The sequence below is a fragment of the Pseudomonas sp. LBUM1640 genome, from assembly GCF_059716225.1.
In genome coordinates this window covers 1,961,501-1,980,153 of record NZ_CP166816.1, presented here as the reverse complement: position 1 = coordinate 1,980,153, position 18,653 = coordinate 1,961,501, and the positions used below count along the sequence as shown (strand labels likewise).

The window sequence follows — 18,653 nt, the reverse complement described above, 5'->3', positions numbered from 1 at the left end:
TCATCCCACACTATCAAATCGGGATTTAAGTGCTTTAGGCCCTTGAACAACCACTGATTTGATAAATGACAAAATAGCAACCCAACGATTCATTGAAATATCAAATACAGGAGTACGATTAGACAGCTCAATAAACTTTTTCGAGGTTTCGACAATATCAAATATCTTGGCTTTTAGTCGATGTTTATCAGAGACTTCGCGATATTGTTCAGGGCTCATATTATGTAACACCTCGATCGTTTCGCGGATCCCCATTCTCACTGTCGTCGCAGACTCTTCGTTGTAGGAATACCCTGAAACATCCGAAAACAACCCACAGGTCAAGGGCAACTCTATGGATTCAATGCCCACCACAGAAGGAATACCGGCGGCAGAGGCTTCGATGATCGTCGTACCAGAGCCTACAAAACAAAATGCCCCGTCGAAAATGCTGGGGAGCTCGGCATATTCCACCTCGCCCATAAAGTGCACGTAGTCACTGACACCCTGCGCTTCAGCCAACGCCACGAGCGCCGAGTGCTCCGGACCGGCACCGTAGATAAAATACTCAAAATTGGCGCGTTTACGCAGCTCAGGCAGCTGTGTAATGACGTGCTTATTGTAAACTTTAAAATCGACTAAACGACCTATGGAAACGATGCGCAGAGACGATTGAAGCGGCTGACGCGCGCTATAGCTTTCAAAGGAAACACCCAACGGCAATACATCCAGCGTCGCCACATCAACATTAGAAAACGCTGCAGCCATCTCAGCGGTGCGCTCATTGGGGAAGAGCGTCAACTGGACGTTTCGATCGTACAACTCGAGCATTTTCTTTCTAAAATAGATATTGCGCTCCCGCCACCAACTGATTTCCATTGAGTGATAGATACCAATACTGAGGAAAGAAAACTTCAGTCGCGTCTTGTTCAGAAAAACATACGCCAAGGTCAACACATCAACGACATGAACAACGTCGTATATAACCGGATCTTTTTTTACGGGCAACAACGCATTCACCCAACTGGACGCAGGGAAAAACGGTACGCGCTCAACGACATTGACGGTAGCATAGCGAGATAACTCGTTGAACAGGCCTGCATCACACTTATTGGAAAGTAATGTAACCGTTACATTGCACCCCGCCTGACTGAGGTACTTAGCCAATCTGACAACATAGGTCTCAACGCCACCAATGGCCAAGCCACCCAACACAAATAAAATATTCTTCATACGTTCACCGAAATAAATTATAAAAAGTTAAAAAACACTTCAGAACCGCCTGTCCATCCCCGATGGCTACTCAGATTAAGGTAGAGGGCGCCGAGAGCATAAAAAGCAACAATTAAAAACCCACGTTTTTTACCAAACAAGTGCACTGCGATCATGGGCAAGAGGACATATTCAAACATTGATATGCTCGCGTACCCGCGCCCCGCAAGAATCGCAAAGTCGCCCATTACAATTCGCAAGAATGTCGCGCAATAAAATACGCAGTAAACCAGACTAAAGGTGGGATAGTGCAGTTCCAGCTGTTTCGACCACACCCACCCGGCTGCCACCAAGAGTAAATTCTTGATGTTGACCAAACCAAAGAGCGGCAGTGCATAGCCGTACTTTTCAGTCGTTAGATAAGCGTCAATTTTTTCACTGATAAAACTGATGAACGCCATTTGGCCTAACAACCATTTTGAGTCGACAACGGAGGCCATCAAAACAAGAACGGCACTGAGCACTAGGTAAACAGCGCGTGTTGGCTTGAGCAAATACAATACGACAGGCATTATAAAAATGGCTGACGACACATGCACCATCATCGCCAGCGCAAGATAAAACGCCAACAGCATGTATTGCTTTTTGTGGAGATACGTCGCAGCCAAAAACACTAACCCGGACGCCATCCCCAAGCGTATCGCGTTCAGGTCTTTCGCAAGATAAAAATGCGTAAAATAAACCAGCACACCCAAGGCAAAGTAAGGAGAGAAATACCGAATACTCCTGACATTCAGACCTACCGCAACCAGCGAACTGACGCCAAACAAAATATAGGAATTCCTCGCTAATGCCGCCAGCATTGAGAGGAGCATAAAGAAGCCGAATTCGACGTTAAACGCTGTATAGCTGTAGTCGCAGTAAATATTACTGCACTCCAGCACTGAGGGGATTTCATGCAGCATTTTCAGGTAGGCTAGATCGTCATTGCCCACACCGGGCACCCTGAAGGTAGCCAATAGGACAAGCGGCACACCCATCAGGGCAGAAACAACTGCGCGTGGCCACGTGTGCTCGCTGAGTATATCCCACGCAGCGACGATGACTAGAAATCCGAATACCAGATACAACGGGAGGTAAAACTGCATGCCCATCAGTGACGTGCCCAATAAACAAAACCGACGATCGAAATCATAAAAAATATAATATATGCCAGCATATAAGCATACATAACACCGTACACCCCACCCACTTCGCGCCCGACCGTAAATGTTAAACCGACAAAAAGTAGCGCCTGCAGCATCTCAGACAAGATATACAACTTCGTTGCCGCCTTCGCCACTGCAACAAAACCCACGACATAAGCAGAGACTTTAAAAAAGTCCCCAACCAACTGATAAATTATATAACCTTCCAACTCATGAAACTCAGAAGACAATAATACAGGGATAAAAAAACTACGCCCAAAATACAGAACGCTGCCGCCTGCCACAAAAGCCGCCATTACCAGCAGCATGAATTTCACTACCTGGATTTTGATCACCGCCTTGTCTTGTGTCGACGATACCAGCGGCATGTAATAAGACGCTAGAAAAACACTGAAAAAACCTATATACGCGCTCGAAAGCTTGATACTCCCTTGCCATATGCCCGCTTGGGCATAGCCTACCTGCGTGATCAGCGATTGCCTGATGATTATCTCCACCACGGGAAACATCAAGGCACTGACCAGCAACATCAAGCCGAATCTGGAGAACTGCTTGCCCAGTGCGATATCAAACTTCTGCCACTTGATCATTCTGAAAATGGACATCCCTTTCAGAAAAAAGAAAGAGATGAGCGCGGGCATGGTAAACATTGACACCATGGCTATCGCTGCACCTGGCACACCCCATGCAGAAATTAGCCACCAGATAATAGGAAGCACAAGAATATTAGAAATGACTTGAACGCCGGCGTTCACGTTCAATTTTCCAAGCCCGTTAAAAAAACCGGAGAACAAAATATTGAACGCAAATACAAACTGAGCAAAAGCCAGCACTATGACTACCCAGTAATTTTCACGCTGCCCGAAAACGAACGTCGAAATTTTTCCTGAAAACATAATCAGCAAAACAAACGACACAACGCAAAAACTCAAAGCATAAAAAATCGACGTCGAGAACAACTTATATAACTTAAAACGACTGCCTTTAAATTCCGCAACGTACTTGATTACGCCGTGGCTTATCCCGCCCCCGGCCAGCAGGACAATGACAGACACCAAGCTCATGAAATGCCCTAGCTTGCCCAGGCCGTCTGCGCCCAGGTACAGGGCGATTAATTTCAGTACACAAAAGCCAACCAGTATCTTTGACGCTTGTGCGGCGCTTGTAAAAAAAGCGCCGATAAGCATATTGCCACCTGAAGCTTTCAACTTATCGGCCGACGGCATCAACTGCACCTATCAAGGACTCGATAACATGCTGGGTCTCAGCCTCTGTCATACCATGCCAGACAGGCAAACGAATAAGACGCTCACTTTCCTTGGTAGTAAAACGGTCTTCGCCGGTGAATCGGCCGAGCAAAACACCCGCAGGCGCGCTGTGAAGCGGAACATAATGAAAAACCGCCCCCACGCCAGCAGCATTCAGATGACTGAGCACTGACTTGCGTGCGGCGATATCTTTTACTTTAATATAAAACATGTGCCCATTGGCGACACAGTCATTTGGAATGCTAGGAATTTCAATTAGCCCCGTCGCAGCCAATTTTGCGAACGCCGTACAGTAGCGCTGCCAAATACTCAGCCTGAAATCATTAATGAGCGTCGCGCACTCTAATTGCCCAAACAAGTAAGCGGCTTGCAGCTCACCCGGCAAATAACTACTCCCGATGTCAACCCACGTATACTTATCAATCATCCCTCTAAAGAACTGACTACGATTAGTGCCCTTTTCCCTGATGATTTCGGCACGACCAATGAACCGTTTGTCATTGATTAACAGCAAGCCACCCTCACCGCCACTGGTGTAGTTTTTTGTTTCATGAAAGCTATAGGCAGCCAAATGCCCGATGGTGCCTAACCAACGCCCTTTATATTTCGACATCATGCCTTGAGCAGCATCCTCAACGACGAATAAGTCATGTCGCTGCGCAATATCCATGATCACGTCCATGTCACAGGCAACACCGGCATAATGAACGGGCACAATCGCCTTGGTCCTTTCATTGATCGCCGCTTCGATAAGCGTTTCATCGATATTCATTGTGTCTGGCCGAATATCCACAAACACAATCTTTGCGCCTCGAAGTACAAAGGCATTGGCAGTACTTACAAAGGTATAGCTGGGCATGATGACTTCATCACCCGGCTGGATATCTATCAGGATGGCAGCCATTTCGAGCGCTTGAGTGCACGAGGGTGTCAGCAACGCTTTTTCACAGGAAAATGTTTCTTCAAACCAACGCTGGCAACTCATGGTGAACTCACCGTCACCCGACATCTTGGCGCTGCGCATGGCGCGCGTTACGTATTGATCTTCGTTACCCGTATAGGGTGGTTTATTAAATGGAATCTTCATCGCGCTCACCGTAAAATTCTTCTTCTAGCTTTAGTAAATCTTTCTTCCTGTCTTTGACTCGCTTTGCAGGTACTCCCGCGTAAATACCCCAAGCATCAGTACTTTTAGTCACCAGCGCCATCGCGCCCACTGCACAGCCCTCAGCCAATACTACGCCAGGGAAAACTACCGCCCCGGCACCGACGATGACATGCTTGTGTACGTGTACGGCAGAGAATGTTTCGTTTTTATATTTTTTCGGGATGAGAGAATTTGTCAGCGTCTGACCACTGTAATCATCAGACTGGGAAAATATTTTAACGCCGTACGCAAGCGTACAAAAGTCTTCAAATATGATCCCCGGGACACCCCCTGCAACCAGACACATAGGGGTTATATGATTAAACTTGCCGATTTTTACCTTACCCGAGATCACACAGAAATCGTCAATTCGAGAGTAATCACCTATCTCAATTTCATCGGCATTATAAATGCTGGCGCGATCGCTGATTTTCACTTCTTTGCCGAGTGCTCTAAAGCCCATTTGGGCTAGCTGTTCGCGTGATAAATATGCCATGCTTTTCCCTACAAATAGCACATACGATCATGAGCCCTTCATTCACCGCTTCACATCACCTAAAACAGCGCTCAAGCTCTGAAATATGGCCCTGCTTTTGAGACGTTTTCTTAGAGGCTGGAGCCTGGTCGCACCCGCCAGTCAATTCTCCAATGCCCCTCGATAAAAGCTGACCAAAATCCAACTATCGGTCACAAACCTCATGCAGCTGATTCTGTCGAAGCTGTTTATGCGCGTTCTGCAGCATGAAATTGATCATACAAATTTTCACTTGGTTTATGCCCGAAACGCAAGGCACCAGCGAGATAAGTCGGCGCCCCCCCCATGAACGCTTGGGGTTGGCGCCGGATGTACCTTTTCAGCCTGGCACTTAAGCCCAGGAGCCAACGCGCGACGGCTGTGCAGCAGCTGCCTCAAGCAAGGCAGCCATTTCGCCGCCACGACGAGCCTTAAGACCCGCAAGCAGAAATATTTGTCTAAGGGCATTCCCTCACTGCTTTTTACAAAAAACTCAAGACGGATAGCCATGGCTATCGCTCGCTTGCGATCATTAGTTGTAAAAAGTTGTTTGCGGGTGTTGCACCGCTAACATTTTCTGCGTACTAGGCTTAGGCCAGATAATTACTCAAGGACAAGGCCCGTAAGCCGACTAGTTGCTGTCCTGATATTTGTCCCGGACACACAAACTTGGGGGTTTTCACACAGATAGGAGAGTGTTTGCTATAGCAGATGATCGGTGAAAACCCGCTCACCTGTTGAGCATTGAAGACGCAAGACACCCGCTACCGTTATCGCGGAGCATTTTACCCGATAACCGGCGCGCTTTGAACCTTGACGCGCCTATTTTGTAAAGCTCGTCCGGGGCAATGCTATCCGTAACTATCTGATTTTTTTGAAAGAAGGGCTTAAAAGCGCGGTATCGGTTGACCCGATTAACAGAAGGGAGGAAACGCATTCACCGTAGAGCACCCAAATAACGCGTGCCTTACAAGAGGATTACCGAAACCTCCTCCACCCAACCCACAAGAGCGAGCATTAGCGAGGAGGAACCTTTATCCGCGCACAACCGGCGCTCGCTTATTACGACGGCCACTGGCGGCCAAAACATAAAACAACGGACCTATCAACAGCCCGACGATCAGCGCTGCCACAACATACACCGACACCGGTAGCTGCATCGTGGTCCAGCCCAAAAACGAAAGTGAGACGCCTTGTTGGTTTTCCAATACAAAGCCCAAGACCACCAGCGCGACAACCAGAACCGTCAGCACCAACACAACGCGTTTAATCCCACGCATAACTTACTCCTACCCCAAAACCACTCAGACGCCCTCTTCCTCGTCTTCGTTCACTCGATCCCGCAATTCCTTACCCGGCTTGAAGTGCGGCACAAACTTACCGTCAAGGCTTACGGACTGCCCGGTTTTCGGGTTACGGCCCACACGCGGAGCGCGGTAGTGCAAGGAAAAGCTACCAAAGCCCCGGATCTCGATTCGATCCCCGGTGGCCAGGCATTGGGACATTTGCTCAAGCATGGTCTTGATAGCCAGCTCTACATCCTTGGATGAAAGCAGCCCTTGATGGGTGACAATTCGTTCGATCAACTCCGACTTCGTCATATTTTTCCCTTCTTTTTCAAGCAGCTAGGAAAAGCGCTTCAAAGGTTTTAGCATGACTTGGTGAATTTGAACAGCCCACGCCTTAACTTATCTGCAGGTTCGTTTTACGCCCATAAAAAGCGCCAACGCCTTTATTTGCAGATCACCAGCATCGTGCGGGTCACCGCGCCAGCCGGGTTCCAGCCAAACGGGTAGTAACCCTCTTCATCCTTGGCGTCGCTGGACCGCGTCACAACTTTGTAGCCCTGCATCTTGCACTCACGGGCAGCCCGCTTCTCGCACTTCTGCCAACTGGAGCCAAGCCCCGAACAGTCAATCTCGATGCCGCTGACGCCATGCCTGGCGTGAGTCTTGGCACTGGTGGAACACCCAGCAAGCAGTACCATTGAGAAAACGACAATCAACCTGTTCATTCAAATCCTTATTGAAGCAGCAACCGAAATAGCGGGTATTAGAACTATAGTCAGTTCTGACACCCGACTGCACACCTTGGTTCTGGGTTGTTGATTCAACAAATTTCAGACACAAAAAAGGACGACCGAAGTCGCCCTTTTTCTATGGTCTGACAGAACTTAGTTCTGCTTTTCCATTTGTGCACGCAACAGGTCGCCCAGAGTGGTAGGACCAGCAGCAGGCTCAGAGGTAGCTGGCTTGTCGCGCAGGCTCTGAATTGCTTCTTTCTCTTCAGCATCGTCTTTCGACTTGATGGAGAGCTGGATTACGCGGCTCTTGCGGTCAACGCTGATGATCTTGGCTTCTACTTCCTGGCCTTCTTTCAGAACGTTGCGCGCGTCTTCAACGCGGTCACGGCTGATTTCGGAGGCTTTCAGAGTCGCTTCGATATCGTCGGCCAGAGTGATGATGGCGCCTTTAGCGTCAACTTCTTTCACGATGCCTTTAACGATTGCGCCTTTGTCGTTGTCCTGAACGTATTCAGAGAACGGATCGCTTTCCAGTTGCTTGATACCCAGGGAGATACGCTCGCGCTCTGGGTCAACCGACAGGATAACGGTGTCCAGCTCGTCGCCCTTCTTGAAACGACGAACAGCTTCTTCGCCAACTTCGTTCCAGGAGATGTCGGACAGGTGAACCAGACCGTCGATGCCACCGTCCAGACCAATGAAGATACCGAAATCGGTGATCGACTTGATGGTGCCGGAGATTTTATCGCCCTTGTTGAACTGGCCAGAGAAATCTTCCCATGGGTTAGATTTGCACTGCTTGATACCCAGGGAGATACGACGACGCTCTTCGTCGATGTCCAGAACCATAACTTCCACTTCGTCGCCGACTTGTACGACTTTCGAAGGGTGGATGTTTTTGTTGGTCCAGTCCATTTCGGAAACGTGTACCAGGCCTTCCACGCCTTCTTCCAGCTCTGCGAAGCAGCCGTAGTCGGTCAGGTTGGTAACACGCGCGGTTACGCGAGTGCTTTCTGGGTAACGAGCTTTGATAGCAACCCATGGATCTTCGCCCAGCTGCTTCAAGCCCAGGGAAACGCGGTTACGCTCACGATCGTACTTCAGAACCTTGACATCGATCTCGTCGCCAACGTTGACGATTTCGGAAGGATGCTTGATACGCTTCCAAGCCATGTCGGTAATGTGCAGCAGGCCATCGACGCCACCCAGATCGACGAATGCGCCGTAATCGGTGAGGTTCTTGACGATACCTTTGACTTGTTGGCCTTCCTGCAGGGATTCCAGCAGAGCTTCACGCTCGGCGGAGTTTTCTGCTTCCAGGACGCTACGACGGGAAACGACAACGTTGTTGCGCTTCTGGTCGAGTTTGATGACCTTGAATTCGAGTTCTTTGCCTTCCAGGTGCGTGGTGTCGCGCACTGGACGAACGTCGACCAAAGAACCTGGCAGGAACGCACGGATGCCGTTAACGTCGACAGTGAAGCCGCCTTTAACCTTACCGTTGATAACGCCCTTAACCACTTCTTCAGCTGCGAAGGCTGCTTCGAGAACAATCCAGCATTCAGCGCGCTTGGCTTTTTCACGGGACAGCTTGGTTTCACCGAAACCGTCTTCAACCGAGTCCAGAGCAACGTGAACTTCGTCACCGACATTGATAGTCAGGTCACCAGCATCGTTGTAGAACTGTTCCAGCGGGATCAGAGCTTCAGACTTCAGACCAGCGTGAACGGTTACCCAGCGAGCTTGGTAATCGATATCAACGATAACACCGGTGATGATGGAGCCTGCCTGAAGGTTCAGGGTTTTTAGGCTTTCTTCAAAGAGTTCCGCAAAGCTTTCGCTCATTTTAATTCCTGTTGATAAGGGCGAAGAATACGCCCATCTCCACACCCCAGACGGTGTGGGTCAGTTTCAATTAAAAGAAGCACCGCAGGACTATGACTGGTCCCCTGCAGCCTTCTTGGTCACCCGGCGATATCGCGAATGGCGATTTCACTCAAGATGCGTTCCAGCACCTGCTCGATGGACAACTCCGTGGAATCCAGCTGTATGGCGTCAGCCGCCGGTTTGAGCGGGGCTACCGCACGCTGGGTATCACGCTCATCGCGTGCACGGATCTCATCTAGCAGACTCGACAGACTAACACCATCGACTTTGCCCTTCAACTGCAAGTAGCGGCGGCGAGCCCGCTCCTCGGCGCTGGCGGTCAGGAAAATCTTCAGCGGCGCATCCGGAAACACCACCGTGCCCATGTCGCGACCATCGGCCACCAGGCCCGGCGGCTCCTGAAAAGCCCGCTGACGCTGCAGCAGAGCGTCGCGCACGGCAGGCAGCGCGGCAACCTGGGACGCCCAGGAGCCCACTTGTTCATTACGCAGATCATCGGTCACATCGTCGCCTTCGAGGATGATGCGTTGCGGATGACCTTCCGTCGCGCCGACGAACTGCACATCAAGGTGCGCCGCCAGCAGCTTCAAGGATTCTTCGTTGGTCAGGTCGACGCCATGGTTGCGCGCGGCAAACGCCAACAGGCGGTACAGCGCGCCGGAATCCAGCAGGCACCAGCCCAGGCGCTTGGCCAGGATGCCGGCGATGGTGCCTTTGCCCGAGCCGCTTGGCCCGTCGATGGTAATCACCGGTGCTTTGATATTCACAATTGAGCCTCTTGGGCAACACGGATGCCGACTTGGGCACACAGTGTAAGAAAATTCGGAAAAGATGTAGCAACATTGGCGCAGTCACGGATACGAATCGGCGCCGCCGCACGCAGGGAAGCCACGCTGAAAGCCATGGCAATCCGGTGATCGCCATGGGCATGCACTTCACCGCCCCCCATCAGGCCACCCTCAATGATAATCCCATCAAGAGTCGGCTCACACTTCACACCCAGCGCCAGCAGACCGTCGGCCATGACCTGGATACGGTCGGACTCCTTCACGCGCAGCTCCTCTGCGCCGCGCAATACCGTGCGCCCCTCGGCACAAGCTGCCGCGACGAACAGCACCGGAAACTCATCGATTGCCAACGGCACCAGCGCTTCGGGAATCTCGATACCCTTCAGCGCCGCCGCGCGCACCCGCAGGTCCGCAACAGGCTCACCGCCAACTTCGCGCTGATTTTCCAGAGTGATATCCGCGCCCATCAGTCGCAGGATATCGATCACCCCGGTACGTGTCGGGTTGATACCGACATGCTCCAGCAACAATTCCGAGCCCTCGGCAATCGAAGCCGCCACCAGGAAAAACGCCGAAGACGAAATATCCCCTGGCACTTCAATATGCGTGGCAGTCAGTGCATGACCTGACTCGACCGACGCCGTAGCGCCCTGCACCTGCACCGGATACCCGAAGCCGCGCAGCATACGCTCAGTATGGTCACGGGTCGGCGCGGGCTCGGTCACCGAGGTTGTACCCTCAGCATACAAACCCGCCAACAACAGGCAGGATTTGACCTGAGCACTCGCCATCGGCAGTGCGTAGGTCAAACCCTTCAGTGCCTGACCACCGCGGATGGTCAGCGGCGGATGCCCTTGCGGCCCGGTCTCGATCACCGCACCCATTTCCCGCAGCGGCTTGGCCACGCGGCTCATCGGGCGCTTGGACAGCGAAGCATCGCCGGTCAACACACTGTCGAAGCGTTGCGCCGCCAGTAAGCCGGACAACAGGCGCATCGACGTACCGGAGTTACCCAGGTAGATAGGGCCCGGCGCTGGCTTCAGGCCATGCAAGCCTACGCCATGAATGGTGACGCGCCCATGATGCGGCCCTTCAATCACCACGCCCATGTCGCGAAACGCCTGCAAGGTCGCCAGGGCATCTTCGCCCTCGAGAAAACCCTCAACCTCGGTCACGCCTTCGGCCAATGAACCGAGCATGATTGAGCGATGGGAGATCGACTTGTCGCCAGGCACCCGAATCTGCCCGCTCAAGCGGCCACCCGGGTTGGCGAGGAAGGTCTGCTCATCGGCGTTCACAGCGGTTTCCATATAGGCCCGGCGAGCCAGGATCTTGCTGAAATGCTCGCGCGCTACCCGCGCACGGGTGAACACGCCCAATAATTGATGGCCATCCCCGGCATCGACCGCATCGCGCAATGCGTCAAGGTCACTGCGGAAGGTGTCCAGGGTACGCAACACGGCTTCGCGATTGGCGAGGAAGATGTCGTGCCACATCACCGGATCACTGCCGGCAATCCGGGTGAAATCGCGGAAACCACCAGCGGCGTAGCGGAAAATATCGAGGTTTTCGTTACGTTTAGCCAGAGAATCCACCAGACCAAACGCCAGCAGATGCGGCAAATGGCTGGTCGCCGCCAGCACTTCGTCGTGACGCTCGACCTGCATATGCTCGACATCCGCGCCCAACTCGCGCCACAGGCGATCCACAATCGCCAAAGCGGCCGGATCGGTCTGCTCAAGTGGCGTCAGAATCACCTTATGGCGGCGGAACAGCTGCGCATTGGACGCTTCCACCCCACTCTGCTCGGAACCGGCAATCGGATGCCCAGGCACGAAGCGCGCCGGCATGCCGCCAAACGCCAGTTGCGCCGCGCGCACCACATTGCCCTTGGCGCTGCCGACGTCCGTCAGGATCGCCTGCCCCAGGTCCATACCGGCCAGCAAGGCCAGCAACTTCTCCATGGCCAGAATCGGCACGGCGAGCTGGATCACATCCGCCCCCCGGCACGCGAGCGCCAGGTCTGCCTCACAGCGATCCACCACGCCCAACTCAACCGCCAACTTGCGCGATTGCGGGTCCAGGTCCACACCGACCACTTCACCGCACAGCCCGCTTTCGCGCAGGCCTTTGGCGAAGGAGCCGCCGATCAACCCCAGACCGACCACCACCAGGCGACCGATCATAGGCACAGCAGGTTGCAATGCAGTGACATCAACCACGAGCCAGAACCTTGGCCAATGCCTCCAGGAAGCGGCTGTTTTCAGCCGGCAAACCGATGGTGATACGCAGGTGGTTCGGCATGCCATAGTTGGCCACCGGGCGCACGATCACGCCTTCGCGCAGCAGGCCCTGGAATACAGGGGCGGCTACTTGAGCGAGGTCGACGCAAATGAAGTTGCCCTTGGACGGAATCCAGCCCAGGCCCAGTTCACGGAAGCCTTCTTGCAGTTGCAACATGCCACTTTCGTTGATGCGACGACCCTCTTCCAGGTACTCAGCATCCTTCACTGCCGCACAGGCTGCAGCCAGGGCGAGGCTGTTGACGTTGAACGGCTGGCGCACGCGGTTCAGCACATCGGCCACCACCGCCGTGGACAAGCCGTAGCCAACCCGCAGCGACGCCAAGCCGTAAGCCTTGGAGAACGTACGCGACACCAGCAAGTTCGGGTAAGCCGCCAGGAAGTCCAGGCCATCCGGCAAGTCGCTGCCTTCGGCGTACTCGATGTAGGCCTCGTCCAGCACTACCAGCACGTGTTCCGGCACATCTTGCAGGAAGTCGTTCAGCGCCTGAGCGTCAAACCAGGTGCCGGTCGGGTTGTTCGGGTTGGCGATAAACACCACGCGGGTCTGGGCGTCGATGGCCGCCAGCATCGCCGGCAGGTCATGCCCCCAATCCTTGGCCGGAATCACGCGGGCGTCAGCACCAACGGCTTGCGTCACGATCGGATAGACGGCAAACGCGTGCTCACTGAACACTGCATTCAAGCCAGGCGCCAGGTAGGCGCGACCGACCAGCTCAAGAATATCGTTGGAACCGTTACCCAGGGTCACCTGGTTCAGCTCGACCCGGCAGTTTTCTGCCAGCAGGGACTTGAGGGCAAAACCGTTACCGTCCGGATAGCGGGTCAGCTCGGCCAACTCTTCACGAATCGCCGCCAGCACTTTGGGACTTGGGCCCAGCGGGTTTTCGTTACTGGCCAGCTTTACGATCCTGGACGGGTCCAGGTTCAACTCACGCGCCAGCTCATCCACAGGCTTGCCGGGAACGTAAGGCGACAGTTGTTGCACGCCCGGCTGAGCCAGGGCGAGGAAGTTGCCACTCATGTTAATGCCTCACAAAACCGCTTTCGGGTAAGAGCCCAGCACCTTGAGTGCTACGGCTTCCTGACTGATTTTCTCCAGCACACCTTTAACCAGTGGGTCGCGGTGGTGGCCGATGAAGTCGATAAAGAACACATACGTCCATTTACCGCTGCGCGAAGGGCGCGTTTCGATTCGCGTCAGGTCAATCCCGTTGTCGTGGAACGGCACCAGCAGCTCATGCAGCGCGCCGGGCTTGTTACTCATGGAGACAATGATCGACGTCTTGTCGTCGCCGGTCGGCGGCACTTCCTGGCTGCCGATCATCAAGAAGCGCGTGGAGTTGTCCGGGCGGTCCTCGATTTTCTCGGCCAGACGCGTCAGCCCGTAAAGGCCAGCGGCCATATCACCGGCAATCGCCGCCGAGTTCCACTCACCCTTGACCCGCTTGGCCGCTTCGGCGTTGCTGGACACCGCCACGCGCTCGACATTCGGGTAATGCGCGTCCAGCCACTTGCGGCATTGGGCCAGTGATTGGGCGTGGGAGTAGATACGGCTGATGCTGTCGGTCTTGGTGTTCTCGCCCACCAGCAGGTGGTGGTGGATACGCAGCTCGACTTCGCCGCAGATCACCATGTCGTGCTCAAGGAAGCTGTCCAGCGTGTGATTGACCGCGCCTTCGGTGGAGTTTTCCACCGGCACCACGCCAAAGTTCACCGCACCGGCCGCTACTTCACGGAACACCTCGTCGATCGCCGCCATGGGCTTGCTGATCACTGCGTGGCCGAAGTGCTTCATGGCCGCCGCCTGGGTGAAGGTGCCTTCAGGGCCGAGGTACGCGACTTTCAGCGGCTGCTCGAGGGCCAGGCACGACGACATGATTTCACGGAACAACCGCGCCATCTCTTCGTTGCCCAACGGGCCCTTGTTACGCTCCATTACGCGCTTGAGTACCTGGGCTTCGCGCTCAGGCCGGTAGAACACCGGCACTTCGCCTTCTGCCAGGGACGCCATTTTCACCCGCGCCACTTCTTGGGCGCACCGCGCGCGCTCACTGATCAGTTCCAGGACTTTCTCGTCCAGGCTGTCAATGCGTACGCGCAGGGCCTTGAGTTCTTGCTCAGACATTAGCCATGTTCCTTTTCGAACTCTGCCATGTAGGCAACCAGCGCCTTGATGGCGTTGATGTCGACAGCGTTGTAGATAGAGGCGCGCATGCCGCCGACCGAACGGTGGCCCTTGAGGTTCAGCAGGCCACGCTCTTCGGCGCCGGCCAAAAATGGCTTGTCCAGACGGTCATCGGCCAGACGGAACGGCACGTTCATCCACGAGCGGTCGGTCAGGTTGATCGGGTTGCTGTAGAGGCCGCTGGCGTCGATGAAGTCGTACAGGGTGCGCTTTTTCTCTTCGTTCAGCTTGCCCATGGCGGCAACACCGCCCTGCTCTTTGAGCCATTCAAAGACCAGGCCGGACAAGTACCAGGAAAAGGCCGGCGGGGTGTTGTACATCGAACCGTTATCGGCCGCGACCTTGTAGTTGAGCATGGTCGGGCACAGCGAACGCGCGCGACCCAGCAGGTCTTCGCGGACGATGTTGACCAGAATGCCGCTCGGGCCGATGTTCTTCTGTGCGCCGGCGTAGATCATGCCGTACTTGGACACATCAATCGGGCGCGAGAGGATGTCCGAGGACATGTCGCACACCAGCGGTACGTCACCCACTTGCGGCACCCAGTCGAACTCCAGGCCGCCGATGGTTTCGTTCGCCACGTAGTGAACGTAGGCCGCGTCTTTGGAGAGTTTCCACTCGTTCTGACCGGGAATCGCGAAGTAGTCGTACGGCTTGGCGGTGCCGGCCACATTGACGTGACCGTAACGGGAGGCCTCTTCAATGGCCTTCTGCCCCCAGATGCCGGTGTCGATATAGTCGGCAGTGCCGTCTTCCGGCAGCAGGTTCAGCGGGATCTGGGCGAACTGCTGGCTGGCGCCGCCTTGCAGGAACAGAACTTTGTAGTTGGAGGGGATGCCCAGCAAGTCGCGCAGATCCTGCTCGGCCTTGGTGGCGATGGACACGAACTCATCGCTGCGATGGCTCATTTCCATCACGGAGAGGCCTTTTCCATGCCAGTCGAGGAGTTCACCCTGCGCACGCTGCAGGACTGCTTCAGGAAGCGCCGCGGGACCGGCACAGAAGTTATAGGCTCTCTTGCTCACATCCAATCTCACTCTGATTTGGTGGTAGTCACGCAAACATATCAGCCGACACCCGATCCAATGTGGGAGCGGGCTTGCTCGCGAAAGCGATCTAACAGGCGACATCTCTGGTGAATGTCAGTCCGCTTTCGCGAGCAAGCCCGCTCCCACACTACATCTCTATAGCTGTCGATATTTCCGTGCGGACAAACAACAAGGGGGCGAATCTTCATCCGCCCCCTGTGTGTCCGCTTATTCCTGCGGTTCTTCTTCGTCTGCGGCAGCATCAAGGGTTGGCTCGTCAACGTTGTCATCGCCGGTTGCGATAACCTCGCCGTCAAACACTTCACCTTCTTCCAGCTCTTCGCCTTCGACTTCCGACGGTTCCTGCACACGCTCCAGGCCGACCAGTTTTTCGTCCTTGGCCAGCTTGATCAGCGTCACGCCCTGAGTGTTACGGCCCAGGCTCGACACTTCAGCCACACGGGTACGTACCAGGGTGCCCTGGTCGGAAATCAGCATGATCTCCTCGCCATCAAGCACCTGGACCGCGCCGACCAGACGGCCGTTGCGATCGTTGCTGACCATGGCGATAACGCCCTGGCCGCCACGCTTGTACTCCGGGAACTCGCTGATGGCAGTGCGCTTGCCATAACCACGCTCGGAAGCGGTGAGGATCTGGCTGCCTTCTTCCGGGATCAGCATCGAAATCAGCTTCTGCCCTTCTGGCAGACGCATGCCGCGCACACCGCGGGCGGTACGGCCCATGGCGCGAACGTCGGATTCCTTGAAGCGCGTCACTTTGCCGCCGTCGGAGAACAGCATGACTTCACGCTCGCCATCGGTGATGGCAGCGGAGATCAGTACGTCGCCTTCATCCAGCTCCAGGGCGATCAGGCCCACGCTGCGCTGACGGCTGAACGATTCCAGCGGGGTCTTCTTCACGGTGCCCTTGGCGGTGGCCATGAAGATGAAGTGACCTTCGGTGTACTCATCAACCGGCAGCATGGTGGTGATGTATTCATCACTGTCCAGCGGCAGCAGGTTGACCAGCGGGCGACCACGGGCAGCACGCGAGGCTTCCGGGATTTCGTAGGTTTTCAGCCAGTACACTTTGCCTTTGCTGGAGAACAGCAGCAGCGTGGTGTGGCTGTTGGCAACCAGCAGGTGAGCGATGTAGTCCTCATCCTTGACGCCAGTAGCCGATTTACCTTTACCGCCACGACGCTGAGCCTGGTACGCAGCCAACGGCTGGGTCTTGGCGTAGCCACCGTGGGAGATGGTCACCACGCGCTCTTCTTCCGGGATCATGTCACCCAGGGTCAGGTCGAGGCGCGCATCGAGGATTTCGGTACGGCGCACGTCGCCGTATTCGGCGCGGATCACTTCCAGTTCTTCGCGGATCACTTCCATCAGGCGCACAGCGCTGCTGAGGATGCGGATCAACTCGCCGATCTGGTTGAGGATCTCCTGGTACTCGGCCAGCAGCTTCTCGTGCTCCAGACCGGTCAGGCGGTGCAGGCGCAGTTCCAGAATGGCCTGGGCCTGCTCCGGCGACAGGAAGTACTTGCCATCACGCAGACCGTATTGTGGGTCCAGGGTCTCCGGGCGGCACGAATCGGCACCGGCACGTTCAACCATCGCCACCACGGCGCTGGATTCCCACGGCATCTTGATCAGCGCTTCTTTAGCTTCCGACGGCGTCGGCGAAGCCTTGATCAGGGCGATGACCGGGTCGATGTTCGACAGCGCAACCGCCTGGCCTTCCAGGATATGCCCACGTTCGCGCGCTTTACGCAGCTCGAACACGGTACGGCGGGTAACCACTTCGCGGCGGTGACGCACGAAGGCTTCCAGCAGATCCTTGAGGTTCAGGATGCGCGGGCGGCCGTCGATCAGGGCAACCACGTTGATACCAAACACGCTTTGCAGCTGGGTCTGGGCGTAGAGGTTGTTGAGGATCACCTCAGGCACTTCGCCACGACGCAGCTCGATCACCACGCGCATACCGTCTTTGTCGGACTCGTCGCGCAGTTCGGTGATGCCTTCCAGCTTCTTCTCTTTCACCAGCTCGGCGATCTTCTCGATCAGACGCGCCTTGTTCAGCTGGTACGGCAGTTCGGTGATGACGATCTGCTGACGGCCACCGACCTTGTCGATGTCTTCGATCATCGAGCGGGCGCGCATGTAAATGCGGCCACGACCGGTGCGGTAGGCTTCGATGATGCCGGCGCGACCGTTGATGATCGCGGCGGTCGGGAAGTCCGGGCCGGGGATGTATTGCATCAGCTCATCGACGGTCAGCTCAGGGTTGTCGATGAGGGCCAGGCAACCGTCGATGACTTCACCGAGGTTGTGCGGCGGGATGTTGGTGGCCATGCCCACGGCGATACCGCTGGAGCCGTTGACCAGCAGGTTGGGAATGCGGGTTGGCATGACCGCCGGGATCATTTCGGTGCCGTCGTAGTTCGGCACCCAGTCCACGGTTTCTTTGTGCAGGTCGGCCAGCAGCTCGTGCGCCAGCTTGGTCATGCGCACTTCGGTGTATCGCATGGCCGCGGCGTTGTCGCCGTCGACCGAACCGAAGTTGCCCTGGCCGTCTACCAGCAGGTAGCGCAGGGAAAACGGCTGAGCCATCCGAACGATGGTGTCGTACACCGCAGTGTCGCCGTGAGGGTGATACTTACCGATCACGTCACCGACAACACGGGCAGATTTCTTGTACGGCTTGTTCCAGTCGTTACCCAGCTCGCTCATCGCGAACAGCACACGCCGGTGCACGGGCTTCAAGCCATCGCGCGCATCAGGCAGTGCCCGACCGACAATTACGCTCATCGCGTAGTCGAGGTAGGACTGTTTCAGCTCGTCTTCGATATTGACCGGGAGGATTTCTTTGGCCAGTTCGCCCATGAGAAGCCTGATTCCTTTTTCGGGTGAAACCTCGTCACATCCATATGGGACGAACGAAGCTCGCCGCTGCCGGCACAGTGCCTGACAACGACTTACGACAAATCAACGAGTTATGACACGGATCTGCACGTTATAGGCAGCCCCTCGGGGCAGCCCTGGAAACCGCCGGATGTTATCACAATCGCCGCCACGCACCTATCCCCCTGATGCGCATGGAGCATA

Annotated in this window: 15 protein-coding genes; all 15 read right to left on the bottom strand. The window is 55.1% G+C overall.

All coding sequences use genetic code 11. The annotated features are described in order from the left end of the window. Entirely contained in the window at nucleotides 1–1,212 is a 1,212-nt protein-coding gene (locus ACA065_RS08865) for a glycosyltransferase family 4 protein (protein ID WP_497694181.1), read from the bottom strand. A gap of 17 nt (nucleotides 1,213–1,229) precedes the next feature. Next, complete coding sequence (locus ACA065_RS08860) at nucleotides 1,230–2,345, bottom strand: EpsG family protein (protein ID WP_497694180.1); 1,116 nt, start codon at nucleotides 2,343–2,345, stop codon at nucleotides 1,230–1,232. Beyond that, nucleotides 2,345–3,625: an O-antigen translocase gene (locus tag ACA065_RS08855; RefSeq protein ID WP_497694179.1), complete on the bottom strand. Its 1,281-nt coding sequence runs from the start codon at nucleotides 3,623–3,625 to the stop codon at nucleotides 2,345–2,347. The genes ACA065_RS08860 and ACA065_RS08855 overlap by 1 nt, the downstream gene beginning before the upstream one ends. Continuing rightward, nucleotides 3,609–4,754: a dTDP-4-amino-4,6-dideoxygalactose transaminase gene (gene rffA, locus ACA065_RS08850; RefSeq protein WP_497694178.1), complete on the bottom strand. Its 1,146-nt coding sequence runs from the start codon at nucleotides 4,752–4,754 to the stop codon at nucleotides 3,609–3,611. Before rffA ends, ACA065_RS08855 begins: the two co-directional genes overlap by 17 nt. Next, nucleotides 4,738–5,310 carry an acyltransferase gene (locus tag ACA065_RS08845; RefSeq protein ID WP_497694177.1) on the bottom strand — a complete coding sequence of 191 codons (573 nt, stop codon included), beginning with the start codon at nucleotides 5,308–5,310 and terminating at the stop codon, nucleotides 4,738–4,740. Before ACA065_RS08845 ends, rffA begins: the two co-directional genes overlap by 17 nt. A gap of 1,052 nt (nucleotides 5,311–6,362) precedes the next feature. Further along, nucleotides 6,363–6,608 (bottom strand): LapA family protein, encoded by a 246-nt coding sequence (locus tag ACA065_RS08840; protein WP_497694176.1) that lies wholly within the window; start codon nucleotides 6,606–6,608, stop codon nucleotides 6,363–6,365. A 24-nt stretch (nucleotides 6,609–6,632) separates the two neighbouring features. Next, nucleotides 6,633–6,929, bottom strand: a complete 297-nt coding sequence (gene ihfB, locus ACA065_RS08835; protein WP_003218804.1) for an integration host factor subunit beta — start codon at nucleotides 6,927–6,929, stop codon at nucleotides 6,633–6,635. Nucleotides 6,930–7,060: 131 nt separating this feature from the next. After that, entirely contained in the window at nucleotides 7,061–7,342 is a 282-nt protein-coding gene (locus ACA065_RS08830) for a hypothetical protein (protein ID WP_497694175.1), read from the bottom strand. 159 nt (nucleotides 7,343–7,501) lie between these two features. After that, complete coding sequence (gene rpsA, locus ACA065_RS08825; RefSeq protein WP_110623291.1) at nucleotides 7,502–9,196, bottom strand: 30S ribosomal protein S1; 1,695 nt, start codon at nucleotides 9,194–9,196, stop codon at nucleotides 7,502–7,504. A 119-nt stretch (nucleotides 9,197–9,315) separates the two neighbouring features. Beyond that, complete coding sequence (cmk, locus tag ACA065_RS08820) at nucleotides 9,316–10,005, bottom strand: (d)CMP kinase (RefSeq protein WP_016971485.1); 690 nt, start codon at nucleotides 10,003–10,005, stop codon at nucleotides 9,316–9,318. After that, nucleotides 10,002–12,212: a bifunctional prephenate dehydrogenase/3-phosphoshikimate 1-carboxyvinyltransferase gene (locus ACA065_RS08815; protein WP_497695318.1), complete on the bottom strand. Its 2,211-nt coding sequence runs from the start codon at nucleotides 12,210–12,212 to the stop codon at nucleotides 10,002–10,004. Before ACA065_RS08815 ends, cmk begins: the two co-directional genes overlap by 4 nt. Nucleotides 12,213–12,240: 28 nt before the next feature. Continuing rightward, on the bottom strand, nucleotides 12,241–13,353 hold the full coding sequence (gene hisC, locus ACA065_RS08810; RefSeq protein ID WP_497694174.1) for a histidinol-phosphate transaminase: 1,113 nt from the start codon (nucleotides 13,351–13,353) through the stop codon (nucleotides 12,241–12,243). Between the two features lie 9 nt (nucleotides 13,354–13,362). Next, nucleotides 13,363–14,457: a prephenate dehydratase gene (pheA, locus tag ACA065_RS08805; protein WP_003172650.1), complete on the bottom strand. Its 1,095-nt coding sequence runs from the start codon at nucleotides 14,455–14,457 to the stop codon at nucleotides 13,363–13,365. Then, nucleotides 14,457–15,542, bottom strand: coding sequence for a 3-phosphoserine/phosphohydroxythreonine transaminase (serC, locus tag ACA065_RS08800; protein WP_497694173.1), 1,086 nt, complete (start codon nucleotides 15,540–15,542; stop codon nucleotides 14,457–14,459). Before serC ends, pheA begins: the two co-directional genes overlap by 1 nt. A 231-nt stretch (nucleotides 15,543–15,773) precedes the next feature. Beyond that, complete coding sequence (gene gyrA / locus ACA065_RS08795; RefSeq protein WP_497694172.1) at nucleotides 15,774–18,431, bottom strand: DNA gyrase subunit A; 2,658 nt, start codon at nucleotides 18,429–18,431, stop codon at nucleotides 15,774–15,776. Between the last annotated feature and the right edge of the window lie 222 nt (nucleotides 18,432–18,653).